The organism is Streptomyces sp. NPDC025618, assembly GCF_055558795.1.
Window position 1 is genome coordinate 80524 of sequence record NZ_JBVHLW010000001.1, and the last position, 23605, is coordinate 104128.

Here is a 23605-nt window from a genome sequence, read left to right on the forward strand (position 1 = left end):
GCTCAGGGGTGTGCGGGGACGGTGGTCAGGAGCGGCTTCGGCGACGTCCGCCCGCCCGGCGGCCCGATCGCGGTCACCGCGAGGACGAGGGCGAGGGCGGCGGCCACTCCGATGACCACGGCGGCCAGTGCGCGCATACGTCCGCCTCCCAGGACAGCTGATGGACCGTCAGGAGTGGGGCACGCTAGCAACAGGGGCCGCATAAACCAAGGGGATTGGGCGGCTGGAGAAACCGGGAGCGCCCTGCCGCAGCGCCCTCCGGGCGCGCCCTCGCAGGACGGGCTTGCGGCTGCCGGACGGACTTGTGGCTGCCGGACAAGGGGCATCGTTGCCGGGCAGGCCCGTCGTTGCCGACGCGGGCTGGATACGCACCCACATCAGCCACATCAGCCCGTCCGGCGCTTGAGGACACCGCCGCGCAGCGGTGGTGCGCGCAGCGGCAGCGGCTGGTGCGCACAGCGGCAGCGGCCGGGTGCGGGCAGCCGAAACCGCCCGCACCCGGCCCGCGACGCCCGCGGGGAAACGGCTAGTGCGCCGCCGACTCCCAGTCCCCGCCCACGCCGACCGACACATCCAGCGGAGCGCGCAGTTCCACCGCCCCGGCCATCTCGCGGCGCACCAGCGCCTCCACCGCGTCGCGCTCGCCCGGGGCGATCTCCAGCACGATTTCGTCGTGCACCTGGAGCAGCATCCGGGACGTGAGCTCCTCGGCCTCCAGCGCCTGCCCCACCCGCAGCATCGCGATCTTCACGATGTCGGCGGCCGTGCCCTGGATCGGCGCGTTCAGCGCCATCCGCTCCGCCATCTCACGGCGCTGGCGGTTGTCGCTGTTGAGGTCCGGCAGATAGCGGCGGCGGCCGAGCATCGTCTCGGTGTAGCCCGTCGCCCGCGCCTCCTCGACCACCCGCTGCAGATAGTCGCGCACCCCTCCGAACCGCTCGAAGAAGGTGTCCATCAGCCGGCGCGCCTCGTCCGGGGCGATGTTGAGCTGCTGCGAGAGACCGAACGCCGACAGGCCGTAGGCCAGGCCGTACGACATCGCCTTGATCTTCCGGCGCATCTCCGGATCGACGTCGGCCTTGGCCACGCCGAAGACCTGGGAGGCGACCGTGGTGTGCAGATCCTCGCCCGACGCGAACGCCTCGATCAGGCCCTCGTCCTCGGAGAGATGGGCCATCACGCGCAGCTCGATCTGGCTGTAGTCCGCGGTCATCAGGGTCTCGAAGCCCTCGCCGACGACGAAGCCCCGCCGGATGGCACGGCCCTCGTCCGTACGCACCGGGATGTTCTGCAGATTCGGGTCCGTGGACGACAGCCGGCCGGTGGCGGCCACCGTCTGGTTGAACGTGGTGTGGATCCGCCCGTCGGGAGCGATGGCCTTGATCAGCCCCTCCACCGTGGAACGCAGCTTGGACTGCTCACGGTGCCGGAGCATGATCACCGGCAGTTCGTTCTCCGTCTGCGCCGCGAGCCAGGCCAGGGCGTCGGCGTCCGTGGTGTACCCCGTCTTGGTCTTCTTCGTCCGCGGCAGGCCCAGCTCACCGAAGAGGACCTCCTGGAGCTGCTTGGGCGAGCCCAGGTTGAACTCGTGGCCCGCCGCCGCGTGCGCCTCCGTGACCGCCTGCTGCACCGCCGCCGCGAACTGCTGCTCCATCCGCTCCAGCCAGCCGCGGTCCGCCGCGATGCCCGCCCGCTCCAGGCGCGCCAGCAGCGCGCTCGTCGGCAGCTCCACATTGGTGAGGAGCTCCGCCGCGCCCACGTCCTTCAGCCGGCCCGTGAAGGCGGCACCCAGATCCAGGACCGTACGCGCCCGGCCCATCAGGGCGTCCGCCTCGGCCTGCTCGTCCGCGCCGAACGCCAGCTGCCCGTCGCCCGCGGCGGCCGTGGCCAGCTCACGGCCCAGATACTCCACCGACAGCGCGTCCAGGGCGAACGAACGGCGGCCGGGCTTGACCAGATAAGCGGCCAGCGCCGTGTCCATCTCCACTCCGGCGACCGACCAGCCGTGCTCGGCGAAGACCCGCATCGCGGCCTTCGCGTCGTGCATCACCTTCGGCCGCGCCGCGTCCGCGCTCCACGCGGCGAACGCCCGCTCGTCCGCCTCGTCCAGCTCCGCCGGATCGAACCAGACCGCGGGCCCCTCACCCGACGCCAGAGCGATCTCGGCCACCCGGCCGCTGCCCTGCGACCAGGAGTCGACCATCTCCAGACCCAGCGGACCGAAGCCGTGCTCGGCCAGCCACGGAGCGAGCCCGCCCGTCGCCAGCACCACACCGTCGACCTCGGCACCGGCGGCCGGCGGCGCCTCCTCCTCGGCCTCCGCCCCCGGGTCGGCCGCCAGCAGCCGGTCCCGCAGACCCTGGTTACGGATCTCCAGACCCTCCAGGAACGCGATCAGCGCCGTGCGGTCGTACGCCGCGCGCACCAGCCCCTCCGGACCCACCGGCAGGGCCACATCGCGCACCATCTCGGTGAGACGGCGGTTGAGCTTGACCGACTCCAGGTGATCACGGAGATTCTGCCCGGCCTTGCCCTTGACCTCCTCGACCCGCTCCACCAGCTCCGCGAACGAACCGAACTGGGTGATCCACTTCGTGGCCGTCTTCTCACCCACACCCGGGATGCCCGGCAGATTGTCCGACGGGTCACCGCGCAGCGCCGCGAAGTCCGGATACTGCGACGGGCTCAGGCCGTACTTCTCCTGCACCTTCTCCGGCGTGAAGCGCGTCAGCTCCGACACGCCCTTCGTCGGATACAGCACCGTGACATCGTCGGACACCAGCTGGAAGGAGTCACGGTCACCCGTGACGATCGAGACGTGGAAACCCTCCGCCTCCGCCTGCGTCGCCAGCGTCGCGATCACATCGTCGGCCTCGAAGCCGTCCACCGCGAACCGCGGCACCCGCATCGCGTCCAGCAGCTCGCCGATCAGCTCGACCTGCCCCTTGAACTCGTCCGGCGTCTTCGAACGCGTCGCCTTGTACTCCGGGAACTCCGCCGAGCGCCACGTCTTGCGGGACACGTCGAACGCCACCGCGAAGTGCGTGGGTCGCTCATCACGCAGGGTGTTCGCCAGCATCGACGCGAAGCCGTACACCGCGTTCGTCGGCTGGCCACCCGCCGTGGTGAAGTTCTCCGCGGGCAGCGCGAAGAACGCCCTGTACGCCATGGAGTGCCCGTCCATCAGGAGCAGACGGGGCCGGTCTCCCCCCGCCGCCTCGGACCCGGTCACTGCGCTCATCTTCGCTGCCTTCGTCGCCTTTGCTGCCACGCCCCCGATCCTGCCACGGACCACTGACAATCCCGGCCACACGCACCTCCCGCCCGCCTCGACGACACCCCTGTCAGTGCCCCGTGACAGGATCAGCACGTACGGACATCCGCGGACCACACCCACGCACGGATCCGCGACCACCGACCGCTCAAGGGAGAGCGAGATGGCAGGCAAGCCGCCGACCAGCGATCCGGTCCAGGACGCACCCGAAGTCGCCGCCCCGCAGCACGCCGCCGCCGGCCTCCCCGCCGTCGCCCACTCCCTGCGCATGGCCCAGCAGCAGATGGGCCTCAAGCGCACCGCCCTCACCCTGCTCAAGGTCAACCAGAAGGACGGCTTCGACTGCCCCGGCTGCGCCTGGCCCGAGGGCGAGAAGCGGCACGCCGCCGAATTCTGCGAGAACGGCGCCAAGGCCGTCGCCGAGGAAGCCACCCTCCGCCGCGTCACCCCCGAATTCTTCGCCGCCCACCCCGTCAGCGACCTCGCCGGCCGCAGCGGCTACTGGCTCGGCCAGCAGGGCCGCCTCACCCAGCCCATGCACCTCGCCGAAGGCGCCGACCACTACGAACCGGTCAGCTGGGACCGCGCCTTCGACATCATCGCCGAAGAACTCGACGCCCTCGCCTCCCCCGACGAAGCCGTCTTCTACACCTCCGGCCGCACCAGCAACGAAGCAGCCTTCCTCTACCAGCTCTTCGCCCGCGAATTCGGCACCAACAACCTCCCCGACTGCTCCAACATGTGCCACGAGTCCTCCGGCTCCGCACTCTCGGAGACCATCGGCGTCGGCAAGGGCAGCGTCCTCCTCGAAGACCTCCACCAGGCCGACCTGATCATCGTCGCCGGACAGAACCCCGGCACCAACCACCCCCGCATGCTCAGCGCCCTCGAAAAGGCCAAGGCCGGCGGCGCGAAGATCATCACGGTCAACCCGCTCCCCGAAGCGGGCATGGAACGCTTCAAGAACCCCCAGAACGCCCGCGGGATCAGCGGCGTCGGCACCCCCCTCACCGACCTCTTCCTCCAGATCCGCCTCGGCGGCGACCAGGCGCTCTTCCGCACCCTCAACCGCCTGATCCTCGAAACCGAAGGCGCCCTCGACACCGACTTCATCGCCGAACACACCCACGGCTTCGAGGAATTCGCGCGCACCGCGCGCGCCGCCGACTGGGACGAGACGCTGCGCGCCACCGGCCTGCGCCGCGAGGAGATCGAGCGCGCCCTCGAAATGATCCTCGCCTCCCGCCGCACCATCGTCTGCTGGGCCATGGGCCTCACCCAGCACAAGCACGCCGTCCCCACCATCCGCGAAGTCGTCAACTTCCTCCTCCTCCGCGGCAACATCGGCCGCCCCGGCGCCGGCGTCTGCCCCGTCCGCGGCCACAGCAACGTCCAGGGCGACCGCACCATGGGCATCTTCGAACGCCCCGCACCCGCCTTCCTCGACGCCCTCGAGAAGGAATTCGGCTTCACCCCGCCCCGCGAACACGGCCTCGACGTCGTCCGCGCCATCCGCGCCCTCCGCGACGGGCAGGCCAAGGTCTTCCTCGCCATGGGCGGCAACTTCGTCTCCGCCACCCCCGACACCGACGTCACCGAAGCCGCCGTACGCCGCGCCCGCCTCACCGTCCACGTCTCCACCAAGCTCAACCGCTCCCACGTGGTCACCGGCGCCCGCGCCCTGATCCTCCCCACCCTCGGCCGCACCGAGCGCGACCACCAGGCCGGCGGCGACCAGTTCGTCACCGTCGAGGACTCCATGGGCATGGTCCACGCCTCCCGCGGCCGCCTCCGCCCCGCCGGCCCCCAGCTGCTCTCCGAGACAGCCATCGTCTGCCGCCTCGCCCGCCGCACCCTCGGCCCCCGGAGCACCACCCCCTGGGAGGACTTCGAGAAGGACTACGGCACCATCCGCGACCGCATCGCCCGCGTCATCCCCGGCTTCGAGGACTTCAACGCCCGCGTCGCCCGCCCCGGCGGCTTCACCCTCCCCCACGCACCCCGCGACGAACGCCGCTTCCCCACCACCACCGGCAAGGCCAACTTCACCGCCGCCGACATCGAATACCCCCGCGCGCCCCAAGGCCGCCTGCTCCTGCAGACCCTGCGCTCCCACGACCAGTACAACACCACCATCTACGGCCTCGACGACCGCTACCGCGGCATCAAGAACGGCCGCCGCGTCATCCTCGTCAACCCCGACGACGCGGCCGAACTCGACCTCGCCGACGGCACCTACGCCGACCTCGTCAGCGAATGGACCGACGGCAGCGAACGCCGCGCACCCGGCTTCCGCGTCGTCCACTACCCCACCGCCCGCGGCTGCGCCGCCGCCTACTACCCCGAGACCAACGTCCTCGTCCCCCTCGACCACACCGCCGACACCAGCAACACCCCCGCCAGCAAGTCCCTGGTCATCAGGGTGGAACCCGCCCTTCCGGCCTGATCACCCACCCGGCCCCCGCACCCACCCCACCCACCTGATAAGACGTTCACCACGCAACGACCAAGGACGAACGGAGCCGGACCCATGGGCGAGCAGAGCCAGACCACGTTCCCGCAGCAGGTCCTCGACGAATGGGCCGGCAGCGGACACGACCTGCACGCCCTCTTCTCCGCCGGCCACCTCGGCAACCGCATGGGCCTCCAGGTCCGCGAAGCCTCCCCCGACCGCGTCGTCGGCACCCTCCCCGTCGAGGGCAACACCCAGCCCTACGGCCTCCTCCACGGCGGCGCCTCCGCCGTACTCGCCGAAACCCTCGGCTCCGTCGGCGCCATGCTCCACGGCGGCCCCGGCAAGATCGCCGTCGGCGTCGACCTCAACTGCACCCACCACCGCGGCGTACGCTCCGGCCTGATCACCGCCGTCGCCACCCCCGTCCACCGCGGCCGCACCACCGCCACCTACGAAATCGTCATCACCGACGACCACGACAAGCGCGTCTGCACCGCCCGCCTCACCTGCCTCCTCCGCCCGGCGGACACCACCGCCTGACCGGACCCCACACCTCCGCACCCGCCACCACCCGCACACCCCTTCCTCACCCCGCCGACCCGCCCTACCTTTCGGCCATGAGGGACCCCACCCACCGCACACCCCGACGGCTGCCCACCGCACTCGGCGCCCTGCTGCTCACCACCGCCCTCGCCACCGGCTGCTCCGACACCCACGGCGAGGGCGCCGCCGACCACACCGACCCACCCGTCCAGGTGTGCGTCAAGCTCATCACCTACTGGGCCGGCCAGGACCTCACCGGCGGCCACTGGGCCGGACTCGACTGGGAACAAAAGGGCCTGTCCAACGACCAGTACGTCATCTACGACGACATCGTCCGGGCCGCCCGCACCGAACAACAGCGGCACGGCACCGACGCCGCCCGGAAACTGATAGCGCGTCAGGCACAGCAGCGCTGCGCCGCGGCCGACGGCGCCACCCACAGCTCCGAGAACTGGCGACCCCCGCCCACATAACGCTGCGTGACGCTCACCCCGCACGGCACCACGGAGATCCACTCCCCCCGCCGCACCGCCCGCGACGCCCTCCGCCGACAGCACACACGCCAGGCCCCGCCACGTCACCGACGCATTAGCAGAACTGCACCTTCGCACTATCTGGATGACGCCATTCACCCCAAAGGCGAAGACTGTCCGCTCAATACTGCTACAGCAACGCCCCCAAGTGACCTGCGTCATAACAAGACAGTCACATCATGGCCAGCACCTCTGCCACCCGCCGCCGCACACCCCTAGAGTCACGGCCAGTCACCACCCCCGGGCGCCGCACGACCCGAACCCACACCTTCCCACCCCGCCCGGCGGGAGACACGGCACCTCAGCAGAGGCAGCCGCGCCAGGGAAAGGACCCCACCTTGCGACACCGCTCCCTCCTCGTCCTCACCACCGCCATCGCCACCGGCGCCCTCACCCTCAGCGCATGCGGATCCCGCGACGACAAAAGCGGCACCGACCACGACAACGGCACCAACACCACCGTCGTCATAGGCATCGACGCCCCACTCACCGGATCACTCTCCGCCCTCGGTCAAGGCATCAAGAACTCCGTCGACCTCGCCGCCCGCACCGCCAACGACAACAAAGAAGTCAAAGGCATCACCTTCAAGACCGAACCCCTCGACGACCAGGCCGTCCCCGCCTCCGGCCAGCAGAACGCCACCACACTCGTCGCCGACAAGAACGTCCTCGGCGTCGTCGGCCCCCTCAACTCCGGCGTCAGCCAGTCCATGCAAGGCGTCTTCGCCCGCGCCGGCCTCACCCAGGTCTCACCCGCCAACACCAGCCCCGAGCTCAGCCAAGGCCCCAACTGGCTCAAAGGCCAGAAAACCCGCCCCTTCAAAACCTACTTCCGCACCGCCACCACCGACATCATCCAAGGCCGCTTCGCCGCCCAATACGCCCACAACGACGCCAAGAAAACCAAAGCCTTCGTCGTCGACGACAAACAGACCTACGGCGTCGGCCTCTCCTCCATCTTCGCCCAAGAATTCAAACACCTCGGCGGCCAGGTCGTCGGCACCGACCACATCACCGTCAAGGAAACCGACTTCTCCAGCGTCGCCAACAAAATCAAGGACTCCGGCGCCGACATCGTCTACTTCGGCGGCCAGTACCCCGAAGGCGGCCTCCTCTCCGACCAGGTCAAAAAAGCCGGCGCCCACATCCCCCTCATGGGCGGCGACGGCATCTACGACCCCGCCTTCATCACCGCCTCCAGCGAAAGCAACGACGGCGACCTCGGCACCTCCGTCGGCTACCCCGTCGACCAGCTCGACTCCGCCAAAACCTTCGTCAAAAACTACGCCAACGCCGGCTACAAAGACCCCTACGCCGCATACGGCGGCTACTCCTACGACGCCGCCTGGGCCATCGTCCAAGCCGTCAAAAAAACCGTCGAAGACAACAACGGCAAACTCCCCGGCAACGCCCGCGACAAAGTCACCGAAGCCATGAGCAAGATCTCCTTCGACGGAGTCACCGGCAAGGTCTCCTTCGACGAATTCGGCGACACCACCAACAAACAACTCACCGTCTACCAGGTCCAGGGCAACACCTGGCACTCCATCAAGAGCGCCACCTTCAAAGACTGACCCCCACACCCAAGGCCACCCACCCCACCGCGCGAGGACGCCACCACCACGCCCTCGCGCGGACCCACATCCGACACCCACATCGGAGGCCCGCGGTGCACCAACTGCCGCAAACGCTGGTCAGCGGACTCGCCCTCGGTGCCCTCTACGGCCTCATCGCCATCGGGTACACCATGGTCTACGGCATCGTCCAGCTCATCAACTTCGCCCACGGCGAGATCGTCATGATCGGCGCATTCGGCGCCCTCACCATCCACCTCTGGCTACCCGCCGGCACCACCCTCGCCACCGCCCTCCCCCTCATGCTCATCGGCGGCGCCACAGCCTCCGTCGCCATCGCCACCGCCGCCGAACGCTTCGCCTACCGCCCCCTCCGCAACGCCCCCCGCCTCGCCCCCCTCATCACCGCCATCGGCCTCTCCATAGCCCTCCAGCAAACCGTCTGGGCCTTCTACCCCGACGCCAAGAAATCCCGCCCCTTCCCCCAATTCCAAGGCGACGCCTTCGAACTCGCGAGCAACATCCACATCCAGCGCGACGACCTCTTCGTCCTCATCGCCGCACCCCTGTGCATGCTCGCCCTCGGCCTCTTCGTCGCCAAAAGCCGCACCGGCCGCGCCATGCAAGCCACCGCCCAGGACCCCGACACCGCAAAACTCATGGGCATCAACACCGACCGCATCATCGTCCTCGCCTTCGCCATCGGCGGCGCCTTCGCCGCCGTCGCCGCAGTCGCCCAAGGACTCCGCGCCGGCCAGATCAACTTCGAAATGGGCTTCATCCTCGGCCTCAAAGCCTTCACCGCCGCCGTACTCGGCGGCATCGGCAACATCTACGGCGCCATGCTCGGCGGCGTCGTCCTCGGCATCGCCGAAGCCGCCTCCACCACCTACATCCAGAACATCCCCGGCATGCACCAACTCGGAGGCGGCGGCTGGAAGGACGTCTGGGCCTTCGTCCTCCTCATCCTCGTCCTGCTGATCAGGCCCCAAGGACTGCTCGGCGAACGCGTCGCGGATCGGGCGTGACCACCATGACCCCAGCCAACCCCACCACCATCGAAACCACCCCCGTCATCCCCCTCCCCCTCACCGCCGCCCGCACCCTCACCACCACCGGCGCCCTCCTCACCACCGCCTCCACCTTCCTCTCCTGGACCTGGACCACCGCCTTCCCCGGCAACCTCACCGTCACCGGCTACCCCGGCGGGCTCCAACTCCTCACCCTCACCGGCGCCCTCCTCACCCTCGCCCTCACCCTCGCCACCTGGCCCACCCCCGGACTCCGCTGGCTCAACCCCACCCGACGCCACGACGCCACCACCTACCTCGCCGCCGGCACCCTCGCCACCACCTGGTACACCCTCGCCGCCATCGCCGTACAACTCGGCGGACTCGCCAACCTCGAACCCGGCGGCTACGTCGCCGCACTCGCCACCCTGCTCACCCTCACCGGCGCCCTCGGCCTCCCCATCGACCGCCGCACCACCGCCTCCTACCCGCCCGACAGCCCCCTCGCCACGCTGCCCCGCCCCCTGGCCACCGCACTCCGCGGCACCCTGCGCACCATCCGCCCCGGCCGCACCAGCCGGCCCCTCCCCACCGCCCGACCACTCCCCGCCTGGGCCGAAATCCTCATCATCGCCGCCGCCTTCGGCATCGCCCTCTACCTCGTGACCTACGGCATCGGCACCGGCTACGGCGAACTCTTCACCGGCTTCCTCATCCTCACCGCCTTCGCCACCCTCGCCCTCCGCAAAGCCGGACTCGTCACCAGGCTCACCGAACTCACCGACAAACACCGCAACATCACCATCACGGCCGCCTTCGTCGCCGCCGCCCTCTTCCCCCTCACCCAGTCCACCGACCAATACACCCTGATCGCCGTCAACATCCTGATCTTCTCGACCGTCGCCCTCGGCCTCAACGTCGTCGTCGGCCTCGCCGGCCTCCTCGACCTCGGCTACGTCGCCTTCCTCGGCGTCGGCGCCTACACCGCGGCCCTCGTCTCCGGCTCCACCGCCTCCACCCTCGGCGTCCACTTCCCCTTCTGGGCCGCCGTCCTCACCGGCGCCGCCGCCTCACTCGCCTTCGGCATCGTCATCGGCGCCCCCACCCTCCGCCTCCGCGGCGACTACCTCGCCATCGTCACCCTCGGCTTCGGCGAGATCTTCCGCATCACCGTCGGCAACCTCAACGGCGAATCCGGCCCCTCCCTCACCAACGGCCCCAACGGCATCCCCAACATCCCCGACCTCAAGTTCTTCGGCTACAACTTCGGCTCCACCCACACCCTCGGCAACATCACCCTCAACCCCTTCGCCAACTACTACCTCCTCATGCTCCTCATCACGATCCTTGTCGTCCTCGTCTTCAGCCGAGCCGGCAACTCCCGCATCGGCCGCGCCTGGATCGCCATCCGCGAGGACGAGACCGCGGCCAAAGCCATGGGCATCAACAGCTTCCGGCTAAAACTCCTCGCCTTCGCCCTCGGCGCCACCCTCGCCGGACTCGCCGGCACCGTACAGGCCCACGTCGCCTACACCGTCGTGCCCGAGCAATACGTCTTCGCCGGCCCCGTGCCCCCCAACTCCGCATTCCTCCTCGCCGCCGTCATCCTCGGCGGCATGGGCACCATCCGCGGCCCCCTCCTCGGCGCGGCCCTCCTCTATCTCATCCCCGCCAAACTCCAATTCCTCCACGACTACCAACTCCTCGCCTTCGGCCTCGCCCTCATCCTCCTCATGCGCTTCCGGCCCGAAGGACTCATCCCCAACCGCAGGCAACAACTCGAATACCACGAGGACGCCACCGGAACCCTCGGCATCACCAAGGCGGAGGCGTAACCACCATGAACACCACCCACGACGCCCCCGTCCTCACCGCCACCGGCGTCACCATGCGCTTCGGCGGGCTCACCGCCGTACGCACCGTCGACCTCACCGTCCACGAGCACGAGATCGTCGGCCTCATCGGCCCCAACGGCGCCGGAAAAACCACCTTCTTCAACTGCCTCACCGGCCTTTACCGCCCCACCGAAGGCACCGTCACCTACCGCGACACCGCCCTCCCGCCCAAACCCCACCTCGTCACCCGAGCCGGCGTCGCCCGCACCTTCCAGAACATCCGGCTCTTCGCCAATATGACCGTCCTGGAAAACGTCCTCGTCGGCCGCCATACCCGCACCAAAGAAGGACTCTTCGCCGCCCTCCTCCGCGGCCCGCGCTTCCACCGCGCGGAAGCCGCATCCACCCAACGGGCCATGGAATTACTCGACTTCACCGGCCTCACGCACAAAGCCGACCACCTCGCCCGCAATCTCCCCTACGGCGAACAGCGCAAGCTCGAAATCGCCCGCGCGCTCGCCAGCGACCCCGGACTCCTCCTGCTCGACGAACCCACCGCCGGAATGAACCCCCAGGAAACCCGCGCCACCGAAACACTCGTCCGCGCCATCCGCGCACAGGGCACCGCCGTCCTCGTCATCGAGCACGACATGCGCTTCATCTTCAATCTCTGCGACCGCGTCGCCGTCCTCGTCCAGGGCGAAAAACTCGTCGAAGGCACCTCGGACACCGTCCAGGCCGACGAACGCGTCATCGCCGCCTATCTCGGCACACCCTTCGAAGGCGCCCCCGGCCAGGAGGAAGTCGCCGAAGTCGAAGCCGCGGAAGCGGAAGCGGAAGCCGCCCACGCGGAGGAGGACCGATGACCGCCCTCCTGGAGGTCGAGGACCTCCGCGTCGCCTACGGCAAGATCGAAGCCGTCAAAGGAATCACCTTCACCGTCGAGACCGGCCGGATCGTCACCCTCATCGGCACCAACGGCGCCGGGAAGACCACCACGCTCCGCACCCTCTCCGGCCTCATCAAGCCACTCGGCGGCACTGTCCGCTTCGACGGCCGCGACATCGTCGGCACCCCCGCCCACGAGATCGTCGCCCTCGGCCTCGCCCACTCCCCCGAAGGCCGCCACATCTTCCCCCGCCTCACCATCGCCGAGAACCTCCAGCTCGGAGCGTTCCTCCGCAAGGACACCCACGGCATCCAGCAGGACATCCAGCGCGCCTACGAGCTCTTCCCGATCCTTGGCGAACGATCGAAGCAGGCCGCCGGCACCCTCTCCGGCGGCGAACAGCAGATGCTCGCCATGGGCAGGGCCCTGATGTCCCGCCCCAAGCTCCTCATGCTCGACGAACCCTCCATGGGACTCTCCCCGATCATGATGCAGAAGATCATGGAGACCATCGCCGAACTCAAGGGCACCGGCACCACGATCCTGCTCGTCGAACAGAACGCACAGGCGGCGCTGTCACTCGCCGACCAAGGCCACGTCATGGAAATAGGAAAGATTTCCCTTTCGGGGTCGGGTGCGGATCTTCTGCACGACGAATCGGTGCGAAAGGCGTATCTCGGGGAGGACTGAGACATAGGGAAAGGGCCCGCACCATTCCATGGCGCGAGCCCTTTCCTTCCGCTGTCTACTACCCCTTGGCCTTCTTCTCCTCGGCGTCCTCGATGACCGCCTCGGCCACCTGCTGCATGGACAGCCGCCGGTCCATCGACGTCTTCTGGATCCACCGGAACGCGGCCGGCTCCGTCAGCCCGTACTGCGTCTGCAGAACGCTCTTCGCCCGGTCCACGAGCTTCCGCGTCTCCAGCCGCTGGGAAAGGTCGGCGACCTCCTGCTCCAGCGCCTTCAGCTCGGTGAAGCGCGACACCGCCATCTCGATGGCGGGCACCACGTCGCTCTTGCTGAACGGCTTCACGAGATACGCCATCGCCCCGGCGTCCCGCGCCCGCTCCACGAGCTCGCGCTGCGAGAAGGCGGTGAGCATCAGCACCGGCGCGATCGAGTCCGCGGCGATCTGCTCGGCGGCGGAGATCCCGTCGAGGACGGGCATCTTCACGTCCAGGATGACCAGGTCCGGCTTGTGCTCCCGGGCGAGCGCGACCGCGGTCTCCCCGTCGCCCGCCTCGCCGACTACGGAGTACCCCTCTTCTTCGAGCATCTCTTTGAGATCGAGCCGGATGAGGGCCTCGTCCTCGGCGATCACGACGCGGGTGGTGTGGGGAGGGGTGTGCGGCTGCTCGTCGTCGACGGGCGGCGTGGGCTCGGCGGCGGTCACGGGTCTCCTCGATGGGGGCAGGTGGTGCCCCCTGAGCGTACCCGCGCGCCTTCGCGCAGCCGCATAGGGTACGCTAGCGAGGCCAAGCCTGGCCGGGTTGGTGGAAGGGTATACACGAATGTCTCAAACACATTTGCCCGAAAGGGCTTGCGGGTTCGAATCCCGCACCCGGCACTCTTAGCCAAAGCGGACCTTCACCTTCTCGTGAAGATGTTCCATTTTCACCCTGCGCACGTGCTTTGTGGCGCAGGGTTTGTTCATGCAGATGCACGGCACAGAGGTGCGCCAGAAGGCCCTCACTCTCCTGCGTAACGGCTCCAAGAACGCGGACGTCGCACGCGCCCTCAACATCCCCCTCGGCACCATCAGCTACTGGCGCCATATGGACCGGGCCAAGCGCGGGGAATGCCCAGGGGCTCACAACCCCAAGTGCCCGAGATGCGACGGTCGCGAGCTCGACGGAGCGGCGTACGCCTATCTCCTGGGCCTCTATCTTGGCGACGGTCACATCATCCAGTGCGCTCAGCACCGAGTGCCCAGTCTCATGATCACCTGCGCCGACTCATGGCCCGGCTTGATGGACGAGTGCGAGAAGGCCATGCGTGCCGTCCTGCCCGACGACTCGGTCTGCCGCGTCCGCAGCAAGGGCTGCCACAACGTGAAGGTCTACTCCAAGCACCTCTGGTGCCTCTTCCCCCAGCACGGGCCAGGCAAGAAGCATGACCGTCCCATCGCTCTTGAGCCATGGCAGCAGGCCATCGTCGACGCGAGACCCTGGGAGCTCATACGCGGGCTCTATCACTCCGACGGCTGCCGGATCACCAACTGGACCACCAAGCTCGTGGGCGGGGAGCGCAAGCACTACGAGTACCCGCGATACTTCTTCGCTAACAAGTCCGACGACATCCGCAAGCTCTACTGCAACACACTCACGAAGGTCGGCGTCGCATGGAGCACGCTGGCTCGCGGCAGCGACCCCTTCAACGTCTCAGTCGCCCGCAAAGCATCCGTCGCCCTCATGGACGCCCACATAGGCCCCAAATACTGACCACTACCCCCCTCGACGGAACAGCGCTGTCCACAAAAACGCCTCCCCGAAGTACGGCGACTCCGGCAATTCATCGCGCATCCGCCGGAGTTCGACCTCCTCCAGGTCGGAGAAGATCCAGCGCAACGCCTCCGGCGTATAAGCGAGCCCACCCCCAAGGCCCGACTCCCGGTAGAGCGCCGCGTCGGAGAGTTCGGAGCCCATCGCTCCAGCCGCGAAGCAGGTCAGGCCCAAGTGGCCGCCCGGGGCAAGCACACGATCGAGAAGAGCGCGGTAGCTGATGCGACGGTGGGGCGGCAGATGGTGGAAGCAGCCCGAGTCGTAGATCAGGTCGTAGGGGCCCGTCAGTTCGGTCCCGGCCAGAGCGAACGCGTCGCCGCAGTGGAAGCGGATGTCGGCCCCGGCCTCGCGGGCGCGTTCCTCGCCCCACGTGATGACCGTCGGGGAGAGATCGACGGCGTCCACCTGGAAGCCCAGCGCGGCCAGGTGCAGCGCGTTGCGGCCCGGGCCGCAGCCCAGGTCGAGGGCTCGGCCGGGGGTGATCAGCCCTCGGTCGATGTACGAGGCCAGGTTCTCGTCCGGTTTGGCGACGAAGAACGGCACGGGTTTTGTCCGGTCGTCGTAGAAGCCGTCCCACCAGGTGGTGCCGTCGGCTGTCCAGCGGTCGGCTTCCGGTGCGAACAGGCCGTCGAGGAGCCCCAGTACGTCGTCGACCGTGCGGATGTTCCGGTCCATCCGGTCCCCCTTCCGTCTGGGGAAACCGTAGGGCCGGGGCACGTGAAAGCCCAGGTCGGGGCGTATGGTGTGCGGGCGTCGGCGGGCCGCTGGGGCCGGAGTGCGAGCGGGGTGGGCCCGTCACCCTCGGCCCGGGTCGTACGGTTGCGCGTTCCGCCTGCGGAGCCCGTGCAGGGGCCGTTCCGGGCGGTGTTGAGGCCGGTTTCTCACTCCTCTCCGATGTGGTGGACCCGTACGAGGTTGGTGGTTCCGGCGACGCCCGGTGGGGAGCCGGCAGTGATGATGACCATGTCTCCCTTGCGGCAGCGGCCGATCTTGAGGAGGTGTTCGTCGACCTGGTCGACCATTTCGTCGGTTGTCTGGACCATGGGCCCGAGGAAGGTCTCGACGCCCCAGGTGAGGTTGAGTTGGGAGCGGGTGGCGGGTTCGGGGGTGAAGGCGAGGAGGGGGATGGGTGAGCGGTAGCGGGAGAGGCGGCGTGCGGTGTCGCCGGATTGGGTGAAGGCGACGAGGTGGGTGGCGCCGAGGAAGTCGCCCATTTCGGCGGCGGCGCGGGCGACGGAGCCGCCTTGGGTGCGGGGTTTGCCGCGTTCGCTGAGGGGTGGGAGGCCCTTGGCGAGGATGTCCTCCTCGGCGGCGGCGACGATGCGGCCCATGGTCTTGACGGTTTCGATGGGGTATTTGCCGACGCTGGTCTCACCCGAAAGCATGACGGCGTCGGTGCCGTCGATGACGGCGTTGGCGACGTCGGAGGCTTCGGCGCGGGTGGGGCGGGAGGCGTCGATCATGGAGTCGAGCATTTGGGTGGCGACGATGACCGGTTTGGCGTTGCGCCGGGCGAGTTTGATGGCGCGCTTCTGCACGATCGGGACTGCTTCGAGGGGCATTTCGACGCCGAGGTCGCCGCGGGCGACCATGATGCCGTCGAAGGCGTCGACGATGCCGGGGAGGTTCTCGACGGCTTGGGGCTTTTCGATTTTCGCGATGACGGGGAGGCGGCGGCCTTCGTCGTCCATGACGCGGTGGACGTTGACGATGTCATCGGCGCTGCGGACGAAGGAGAGGGCGATGATGTCGGCGCCGGTCCTGATGGCCCAGCGGAGGTCTTCGACGTCCTTTTCGGAGAGGGCGGGGACGGAGACGGCGACGCCGGGGAGGTTGAGGCCCTTGTGGTCGGAGACCATGCCGCCTTCGATGACGATGGTGCGTACGCGGGGGCCGTCGACGTGGGTGACTTCGAGGGTGACGCGGCCGTCGTCGACGAGGATGCGTTCGCCTTTGGTGACGTCGGCGGCGAGTCCGTCGTAGGTGGTGCCGCAGTGGTGGCGGTCGCCTTCGGTGTCTTCGACGGTGATGGTGAACTCGTCGCCGCGTTCAAGAAGTACGGGGCCTTCGTGGAATCGGCCGAGGCGGATCTTCGGGCCTTGAAGGTCGGCGAGGATGCCGATGCTGCGGCCGGTTTCTTCGGCGGCTTTGCGTACTCGGTGGTAGCGCGCCTCGTGGTCGACGTAGGTGCCATGGCTGAGGTTGAACCGGGCGACGTCCATTCCGGCTTCGACGAGTGACTTGATCTGCTCGTACGAGTCGGTGGCCGGTCCCAGGGTGCAGACGATTTTTGCTCGGCGCATGGCACGACCTTATGACCTACCGGTGGGTAGACAATTGGTCGAGTCCAAGTCCCCAACGTCCGTTGGGTAAAAGCTTGTTGACAATTAGTGAAACGTGCGCGGGGGTGCTCCGATGAGCGTTCGCGCACGCCCCGCGCGAGCGTCGTCAGAGTGCGGGGGGCGTCATGGTGAATCGTGCGTTGACCTGTGCGTAGACGTTCTGGCGCTGGGGTTCGAGGTCGAGTGCGGGGGCGGGGGCGGCGCCGCCGTAGCCGGCCGAGCGCATGAGGCCGCCGGGGGCGGGGGGCAGGCCGGCGGGGGCGGTGTTCTCGGCGCCGAGGTCGGCGAGTTCCACGAGGGCGACGAGCCGGGCGCCGAGGGCGCCCGCGTATTCGCGGGCGCGTTGCACGGCTTCTCGGACGGCCTGTTGGCGGGCTTCGCGGTGGGCGGGTGAGTCGGGGCGCAGGGCCCACCAGGGGCCGTCGACGCTGGTGAGGTCGAGGGCGGCGAGGCGGGTGGTGAGTTCGCCGAGGGTGGTGAAGTCGCTGAGGGTGGCGGTGAGGCGGACGCTGCCGTGGTAGGCGTGGATGCGTTCGTGGCGGCCTTTTTCGGTGAGTTGGGGGGTGATGGTGAAGGTGCCGGTCTCGAGTTTTTCGACGGTGTCGCCGTAGCTCTTGAGCAGGTCGAGGGTGTGGTTGTTGCGGCGGGTGAGGTCGTTGAGTGCTGTGGTGCGGTCGGTGCCACGGGCGCTGATGGTGATGCTGATGTGGGCGATTTCGGGGTCGACTTCGAGGCGGGCTTCGCCGCGGACGGCGAGCCGGGGGCTGTCGGGGGTGCCGTAGGGCAGCGGTGCGGGTGTGGTCATGGGGTCAGCGTCTCAGGCCGGGGGCGTGGGGGGCGCCACGTGGGAGTCACCGTTTCGCAACCTCGCGGGGGTGTTGTGGCGGGGGTGGCGGACGCCAGAATCTACGCGCGTTGTCGTTGAGTTGAGCTGCGAGATTCTGGGAGTTGACGTGGTGTTGGACCGGAGGAATTTCCTGGGGCGTACGGCTGCCACGGGTGCGGGTGTCGCGCTGGTGGGGTCGGTGGGTGCCGGGTCGGCCGAGGCGCGGGAGGCGGTGGCGGGCTCGGGTGGGGGCCGGGGCCGGCACTACGCGTTGACGGTGCTGGGGACGACGGATCTGCACGGGAATGTCTTCAACTGGGACTATTTCACGGATGCGGAGTTCGATGACCAGGCGCACAACGATGTGGGGCTGGCGAAGATCTCGACGCTGGTGAACGAGGTGCGGCGGGAGAAGGGGCGGCGGAATACGCTGCTGATCGACGCGGGTGACACGATTCAGGGCACTCAGCTGTCGTATTACTACGCGCGGGTGGATCCGATCACGAAGGCGCATGGTCCGGTGCATCCGATGGCGCGGGCGATGAATGCGATCGGGTATGACGCGGCGGCACTGGGGAATCACGAGTTCAATTACGGTATTCCGGTGCTGCGGAAGTTCGAGGAGCAGTGCGATTTCCCGTTGCTGGGTGCGAATGCCTTGGATGCGAAGACGTTGCGTCCGGCTTTTCCGCCGTATGTGATCAAGCGGGTGCGGGCGCCGTTCGGGCGGGATGTGCGGGTGGCGGTGCTGGGGCTCACGAATCCGGGGATCGCGATCTGGGACAAGGCGAATGTGCAGGGGAAGATGGTGTTCCCGGGGCTGGAGGAGCAGGCGGCGAAGTGGGTGCCGAAGCTTCGGTCGATGGGTGCGGATGTGGTGATCGTGGCGGCGCATTCGGGGGCGAGTGGTACGTCGTCGTACGGGGATCAGTTGCCGTATGTGGAGAATGCGGCGGCGTTGGTGGCGGAGCGGGTGCCGGGGATCGATGCGATTTTGGTGGGGCATGCGCATGTGGAGATTCCCGAGCGTCGGGTGGTGAACAAGGAGTCGGGCCGGGAGGTGGTGTTGTCGGAGCCGTTGAAGTGGGGGCAGCGGTTGACGGTGTTCGACTTCGATCTGGTGTGGGAGCGGGGTTGTTGGCGGGTGGCCTCGGTGGGGTCGAAGGTGCTGAATTCCAATGTGGTCGCCGAGGACCCGAAGATCACTCGGTTGTTGCGGGGTGAGCACCGGAAGGTGGTGGCGTATGTGAATCAGGTGATCGGTACGTCGTCGGCGGCGATGAGTGCGGCGGAGGCGGCGTACAAGGACACACCGGTGATTGATTTCATCAATCATGTGCAGGCGGAGACGGTGCGTGCGGCGCTGAAGGGTTCGGCGTTCGCGGGGTTGCCGGTGTTGTCGCAGGCGTCGTGTTTCTCACGGACGGCGGGGGTGCCGGCGGGGAAGGTGTCGATCCGTCAGGTGGCGGGTCTGTATCCGTTCGAGAACACGCTGGAGGCCCGGGTGTTGACGGGCGCTCAGGTGCGGGAGTATCTGGAGTTCTCGGCGCGGTATTACGTGCGGACGGCTCCGGGCGCTCCGGTGGATCCGGCGAAGCTGACGAACGCGGAGAACATTCCGGATTTCAATTATGACGTGGTCAGCGGCCTCTCGTACGAGATCGACATCGCGAAGGCGCCGGGGGCGCGGATCTCGAAGCTCGTCTTCGACGGGAAGCCGCTGGACGACGCGGCGCGGTTTGTGCTGGCGGTGAACAATTACCGGGCGAGTGGCGGGGGGAATTTTCCGCATGTCGCCCGGGCGCAGCAGGTGTGGGCGAATTCGGAGGAGATCCGTAACACGATCATCTCGTGGGTGAAGGCCCAGGGGGCGATCGATGTGGGGCGTTTCGCGTCAGTGGACTGGAAGTTGACGCGGGATGGTGCGCCGGTCTTCTGAGGTGGTGGTCCGGGGTCGCGGCTGTGGCCGCGGCTCCAGGCCGAAGGTGGTGAAGGCGGTGCGTTCGGGGAGGGGATAGGCGGTCTTGCCGGTGATGGCGTTGAGGATGACGGCGCTGCGCCAGGCGGCGAGGCCGAGGTCGGGGGTGCCGATGCCGTGGGTGTGGGTTTCGGCGTTCTGAACGTGGACGGCGCCCTTGACGAGGGGGTCGAGGACGAGGCGGTGGTTCTCGTCGATGCGAGGGCGGTCGCTGTGGTCGCGGCGGATGTAGGGGTCGAGGGCGGCGAGGAGGGTGTCGGTGCGGCGTTCGCGGTAGCCGGTGGCGAGGACGACGGCGTCGGTGGTGATGCGGGAGCGGGTGCCTTGCTGGGCGTGTTCGAGGTGGAGTTCGACGCGGGTGGTGCCGACGCGGCCGGCGGTGCGGACGAAGACTCCGGGGGTGAGGACGGTGTCGGGCCAGCCGCCGTGGAGGCTGCGGCGGTAGAGCTCTTCGTGGATGTCGGCGAGGGTTTCGGCGGCGATGCCTTTGTGGAGTTGCCATTGCTGGGGCAGGAGTTGGTTGCGTACGCCTTCGGGGAGGGCGTGGAAGTAGCGGGTGTAGTCGGGGGTGAATTGTTCGAGCCCGAGTTTGCTGTATTCCATGGGGGCGAAGGCGGGGGTGCGGGCGAGCCAGTGGAGTTTTTCGCGGCCGGTAGGGCGGTTACGGAGGAGGTCGAGGAAGACTTCGGCGCCGGACTGGCCGGAGCCGATGACGGTGATGTGGTCGGCGGCGAGGATCTTTTCGCGGTGGTCGAGGTAGTCGGCTGAGTGGATGACGGGGACGTTGGGGGCTTCGGTGAGGGGGCGCAGGGGTTCGGGGATGTGGGGTGTGGTGCCGACGCCGAGGACGAGGTTGCGGGCGTAGGCGCGGCCGAGTGCTTCGGCTTCTCCTTCGGTGTCGAGTTGGGTGTAGTCGATTTCGAAGAGGTTGCGTTCGGGGTTCCAGCGGAGGGCGTCGATCTGGTGGCCGAAGTGGAGGCCGGGGAGGGATTGGCTGACCCAGCGGCAGTAGGCGTCGTATTCGGCGCGTTGGATGTGGAATCGCTCGGCGAAGTAGAAGGGGTAGAGGCGTTCGCGGTTTTTGAGGTAGTTGAGGAAGCTCCAGGGGCTGGTGGGGTCGGCGAGGGTGACGAGGTCGGCGAGGAAGGGGACTTGGAGGGCGGTGCCGTCGATGAGGAGGCCGGGGTGCCAGCGGAAGGTGGGGGTCTGGTCGTAGCAGGCGATGCGGAGGCCGGGGAGGCCGTGGGCGAGGGCGGCGAGGGAGAGGTTGAAGGGGCCGATGCCGATGCCGGCGATGTCGAGGGGTTGGTCGGGGGTGGTGCGGGGGCCTGGTTGGGGGGTGGTGTCGGGGGTGTGGTGGGGGGTCTTTTTTGGGGGGTTGGGGTGGTTCATGGGGTGATGTGGCCTTCCACGAGGTTGAGGAGGGTGCGGAGGTGGTGGGTGGTGGTGTGGGGGTTGAGGAGGGTGGTCTTGAGCCAGAGGCCGTCGGGGGTGGTGGCGCGGCCGAGGACGGCGTGGCCGTGGTGGATGAGGCGGCGGCGGGTGGTGGCGATGGTGTGGTCGTCGGTGCCGGTGGGGCGGAAGAGGACGGTGCTGAGGGTGGGGCGGGCGTGCAGTTCGAAGCGGGGGTGGGCGTCGATGAGGTCGGCGAGGTGGTGTGCGGTGGCACAGACGCGTTCGACGAGGCGGCCCATGCCGGTGCGGCCGAGGGCGCGGAGGGTGACGGCGATCTTGAGGATGTCGGGCCGGCGGGTGGTGCGCAGGGAGCGGCCGAGGAGGTCGGGGTGGCCGGCTTCGGTGTCGTCGGGGGCGTTGAGGTAGTCGGCCTGGTGGGCGAGGGGGTGGAGCGCGGTGGTGTCGGGGACGGCGAGGAGGCCGGCGGCGATGGGTTGCCAGCCGAGTTTGTGCAGGTCGAGGGCGATGGTGTGGGCGCGGTCGAGGCCGTGGAGCGCGGGGCGGAGGGTGTCGCTGAAGAGGAGGGGTCCGCCGTAGGAGGCGTCGATGTGGAGGCGGGCGTGGTGGGTGTCGCAGAGGTCGGCGAGGTGGGGCAGGGGGTCGATGCGGCCGGTGTCGGTGGTGCCGGCGGTGGCGACGACGAGGGTGGGGGTGTCGTGGTGGGTGTGGAGTGCGGTGTGGAGATGTGCGGGGTCGATGGTGCCGGTGGGGGTGGGCAGGACGTGGGGTGCGGGGAGGCCGAGGAGCCAGGTGGCGCGGTGGATGCTGTGGTGGGCGTTGGCGCCGCAGATGACGCGGAGGGTGCGGTCGGGCCGGGGTGAGGTGCCGTACGAGGAGTCGTACGTGGTGGTGCGGTGTGTGGTTCCGGGTGTGATTCCGGCCGCCGGGTCGTGTGCGCCGTCGGGAGCTGTGGTGGTGCGTGCTCCCCCGGGCTCTCCCCCGGGTCCTCCCCTGTGCCGTCCTCTGCGTGCTTCCTCGCGTGCGAGGAGGAGAGCGAGGTGGTTGGACTCCGTGCCGCCGGTGGTGGTGACGGCGTCGGGTGCGGGGTGGTGGGGGTAGGCGAGGGCGGCCAGGGCGTGGAGGACCTCGGTTTCCAGGGCGGAGGCGGCGGGTGCCTGGTCCCAGGAGTCGAGTGAGGGGTTGAGGGCGCTCGCGGCGAGGTCGGCGGCGGTGGCGAGGGCGAGCGGTGGGCTGTGGAGGTGGGCGGCGCAGTGCGGGTCGGCGGGGTCGGCGGCGCCTTCGGCGAGGGTCGTCACGAGGGTGCGGAGGGCTTCGTGGGGGCCGGTGCCGATGGTGGGGAGGGCGGGGCCGGTGGCGCGTACGCGTGCGGTGACGGCGTGGGGGCCGCCGTGCGGGAGGGGGCCGGCGCGGGTGGTGGCGCCGTGGGCGAGGGCGTCGAGGACGGTGTCGAGGAGGGGGCGGAGCGCCGAAGGTCCCTCGGTGCCTCCGGCGAGGGGCGGGAGGGTGGTTCCGGACATGCTGGTGCCCCCTTTTGGGTTGTGTCGTGGGGGTGGACGGGTGGGGTCGGGGCCTGCCCGGACAAGCACGGAACAGGCGCGGGACGGGCACGGAACAGGGGCGGGACGGGCGCGAGCGGGCGCGGGACGGGCAGTAACTGCATCAAGTTACTGTGGGCGTACGTTCGGTGACCGGGGTCCGGAAGGGTTTCGCCCGATGGTGGTATGCCGTGCGACGGCGGAGAGTTGGGTCTGCTAAAGGGGTGCGGGGCGGACTTCGGGCGCGGCGTCGACTAATCTGCACTCATGGCCATGAACTTTCTCGCTATCGACGTAGGGCCGCTCAAGCCCGAGCCCGCGCCGCTCGTCCTTGGGTTCGTCCTCTTCTTCATCGTTTTCGCCGTGATGGCGAAGGTGCTGCTCCCCCGGATCAGCAAGGTCCTCGTCGAGCGCGAGAAGGCCACGGACGGGCGTTTCGACGAGGCGGAGGCGACGCGCGCGGAGGCCGCGCGGGTGCACGCCGAGTACCAGGAGCTGCTGGCCGAGGCGCGGCACGAGGCCGCTCGCCTGCGTCAGGAGTCGGTGGAGCAGGGCACGGCGATCATCGCGGAGCTGCGGGCCGAGGGTCAGCGGCAGCGCGAGGAGATCATCTCTGCCGGGCACGCGGTGATCGACGCGGAGCGCGCGGTCGCGGAGGCCGAGCTGCGTGAGCAGGTCGGTGTGCTGGCGACGGAGCTGGCGGGCCGGATCTCCGGTGAGCCGCTGGCGGACTTCGCTCGTGAGAGCGGCGTCGTCGACCGTTTCCTGGAGGAGCTGCGTACGGCCGAGCCGTCGGACGCGGTGGGCGAGAAGCGCGACTGACGCGGGCGGCGCCGAGCGCCGCGGAGTGTGCCGAGGCTCCCGTGACCCTGATCTGGGTCACGGGAGCCTCGG

19 protein-coding genes and 1 tRNA gene are annotated in these 23605 nt (G+C 68.8%); 12 read left to right on the forward strand and 8 right to left on the reverse strand.

Going from position 1 to position 23605, the window contains the following annotated elements:
- Nucleotides 1-2 precede the first annotated feature (2 nt).
- Both ACZ4A5_RS00360 and polA read right to left on the reverse strand, forming a co-directional pair.
- Entirely contained in the window at nucleotides 3-137 is a 135-nt protein-coding gene (locus ACZ4A5_RS00360; RefSeq protein WP_467576440.1) for an SPW_0924 family protein, read from the reverse strand.
- 389 nt (nucleotides 138-526) lie between these two features.
- Entirely contained in the window at nucleotides 527-3241 is a 2715-nt protein-coding gene (gene polA, locus ACZ4A5_RS00365) for a DNA polymerase I (protein ID WP_467576444.1), read from the reverse strand.
- 196 nt (nucleotides 3242-3437) lie between these two features.
- On the opposite strand from polA, the gene ACZ4A5_RS00370 reads away from it, so the two are divergent.
- From ACZ4A5_RS00370 to ACZ4A5_RS00405, 8 genes are all read left to right on the forward strand, one after another.
- Complete coding sequence (locus ACZ4A5_RS00370; protein ID WP_467576446.1) at nucleotides 3438-5720, forward strand: FdhF/YdeP family oxidoreductase; 2283 nt, start codon at nucleotides 3438-3440, stop codon at nucleotides 5718-5720.
- 84 nt (nucleotides 5721-5804) lie between these two features.
- Nucleotides 5805-6269 (forward strand): PaaI family thioesterase, encoded by a 465-nt coding sequence (locus ACZ4A5_RS00375; RefSeq protein ID WP_467576449.1) that lies wholly within the window; start codon nucleotides 5805-5807, stop codon nucleotides 6267-6269.
- 77 nt (nucleotides 6270-6346) lie between these two features.
- Nucleotides 6347-6745, forward strand: a complete 399-nt coding sequence (locus ACZ4A5_RS00380) for a hypothetical protein (protein ID WP_467576452.1) — start codon at nucleotides 6347-6349, stop codon at nucleotides 6743-6745.
- Nucleotides 6746-7143: 398 nt separating this feature from the next.
- A complete protein-coding gene (locus ACZ4A5_RS00385) occupies nucleotides 7144-8379 on the forward strand; it encodes a branched-chain amino acid ABC transporter substrate-binding protein (protein ID WP_467576455.1) in 1236 nt (411 codons plus the stop codon).
- A 95-nt stretch (nucleotides 8380-8474) separates the two neighbouring features.
- Nucleotides 8475-9407, forward strand: a complete 933-nt coding sequence (locus ACZ4A5_RS00390; protein ID WP_398867172.1) for a branched-chain amino acid ABC transporter permease — start codon at nucleotides 8475-8477, stop codon at nucleotides 9405-9407.
- A gap of 5 nt (nucleotides 9408-9412) precedes the next feature.
- Nucleotides 9413-11224, forward strand: a complete 1812-nt coding sequence (locus tag ACZ4A5_RS00395; RefSeq protein ID WP_467577225.1) for a branched-chain amino acid ABC transporter permease — start codon at nucleotides 9413-9415, stop codon at nucleotides 11222-11224.
- 5 nt (nucleotides 11225-11229) lie between these two features.
- A complete protein-coding gene (locus ACZ4A5_RS00400; protein WP_467576458.1) occupies nucleotides 11230-12090 on the forward strand; it encodes an ABC transporter ATP-binding protein in 861 nt (286 codons plus the stop codon).
- Nucleotides 12087-12803, forward strand: a complete 717-nt coding sequence (locus ACZ4A5_RS00405) for an ABC transporter ATP-binding protein (protein WP_467576461.1) — start codon at nucleotides 12087-12089, stop codon at nucleotides 12801-12803. Before ACZ4A5_RS00400 ends, ACZ4A5_RS00405 begins: the two co-directional genes overlap by 4 nt.
- A 58-nt stretch (nucleotides 12804-12861) precedes the next feature.
- Here the strand turns inward: ACZ4A5_RS00405 and ACZ4A5_RS00410 are convergent, their stop codons facing one another.
- Nucleotides 12862-13506: an ANTAR domain-containing response regulator gene (locus ACZ4A5_RS00410; RefSeq protein WP_467576464.1), complete on the reverse strand. Its 645-nt coding sequence runs from the start codon at nucleotides 13504-13506 to the stop codon at nucleotides 12862-12864.
- Between the two features lie 91 nt (nucleotides 13507-13597).
- Here ACZ4A5_RS00410 and ACZ4A5_RS00415 point away from each other — a divergent pair.
- Both ACZ4A5_RS00415 and ACZ4A5_RS00420 read left to right on the forward strand, forming a co-directional pair.
- A tRNA-Leu gene (locus tag ACZ4A5_RS00415) sits at nucleotides 13598-13680 on the forward strand.
- An 85-nt stretch (nucleotides 13681-13765) separates the two neighbouring features.
- Nucleotides 13766-14554, forward strand: coding sequence for a helix-turn-helix domain-containing protein (locus ACZ4A5_RS00420; protein WP_467576467.1), 789 nt, complete (start codon nucleotides 13766-13768; stop codon nucleotides 14552-14554).
- 3 nt (nucleotides 14555-14557) lie between these two features.
- Here ACZ4A5_RS00420 and ACZ4A5_RS00425 read toward each other — a convergent pair whose 3' ends face one another.
- From ACZ4A5_RS00425 to ACZ4A5_RS00435, 3 genes are all read right to left on the reverse strand, one after another.
- Nucleotides 14558-15289, reverse strand: a complete 732-nt coding sequence (locus ACZ4A5_RS00425; protein ID WP_467576470.1) for a class I SAM-dependent methyltransferase — start codon at nucleotides 15287-15289, stop codon at nucleotides 14558-14560.
- Between the two features lie 206 nt (nucleotides 15290-15495).
- On the reverse strand, nucleotides 15496-16917 hold the full coding sequence (pyk, locus tag ACZ4A5_RS00430; RefSeq protein ID WP_467576472.1) for a pyruvate kinase: 1422 nt from the start codon (nucleotides 16915-16917) through the stop codon (nucleotides 15496-15498).
- Between the two features lie 145 nt (nucleotides 16918-17062).
- Nucleotides 17063-17761 (reverse strand): SIMPL domain-containing protein, encoded by a 699-nt coding sequence (locus ACZ4A5_RS00435; RefSeq protein ID WP_467576475.1) that lies wholly within the window; start codon nucleotides 17759-17761, stop codon nucleotides 17063-17065.
- A gap of 148 nt (nucleotides 17762-17909) precedes the next feature.
- Between ACZ4A5_RS00435 and ACZ4A5_RS00440 the strand changes: the two genes are divergently transcribed.
- Nucleotides 17910-19721 carry a bifunctional metallophosphatase/5'-nucleotidase gene (locus ACZ4A5_RS00440; protein ID WP_467576477.1) on the forward strand — a complete coding sequence of 604 codons (1812 nt, stop codon included), beginning with the start codon at nucleotides 17910-17912 and terminating at the stop codon, nucleotides 19719-19721.
- On the opposite strand, the gene ACZ4A5_RS00445 is transcribed toward ACZ4A5_RS00440, so the two are convergent.
- Together ACZ4A5_RS00445 and ACZ4A5_RS00450 are read right to left on the reverse strand one after the other, a co-directional pair.
- Complete coding sequence (locus ACZ4A5_RS00445) at nucleotides 19677-21152, reverse strand: lysine N(6)-hydroxylase/L-ornithine N(5)-oxygenase family protein (protein ID WP_467576480.1); 1476 nt, start codon at nucleotides 21150-21152, stop codon at nucleotides 19677-19679. The two genes, ACZ4A5_RS00440 and ACZ4A5_RS00445, sit on opposite strands and share 45 nt — an antisense overlap.
- The gene (locus tag ACZ4A5_RS00450) at nucleotides 21149-22693 is read right to left on the reverse strand and encodes a pyridoxal phosphate-dependent decarboxylase family protein (RefSeq protein ID WP_467576483.1); all 1545 of its coding nucleotides are present in this window, start codon (nucleotides 22691-22693) and stop codon (nucleotides 21149-21151) included. Before ACZ4A5_RS00450 ends, ACZ4A5_RS00445 begins: the two co-directional genes overlap by 4 nt.
- Before the next feature lie 285 nt (nucleotides 22694-22978).
- Here ACZ4A5_RS00450 and atpF point away from each other — a divergent pair, with 285 nt between their 5' ends.
- The gene (atpF, locus tag ACZ4A5_RS00455) at nucleotides 22979-23533 is read left to right on the forward strand and encodes a F0F1 ATP synthase subunit B (protein ID WP_398867182.1); all 555 of its coding nucleotides are present in this window, start codon (nucleotides 22979-22981) and stop codon (nucleotides 23531-23533) included.
- Nucleotides 23534-23605: the final 72 nt, after the last annotated feature.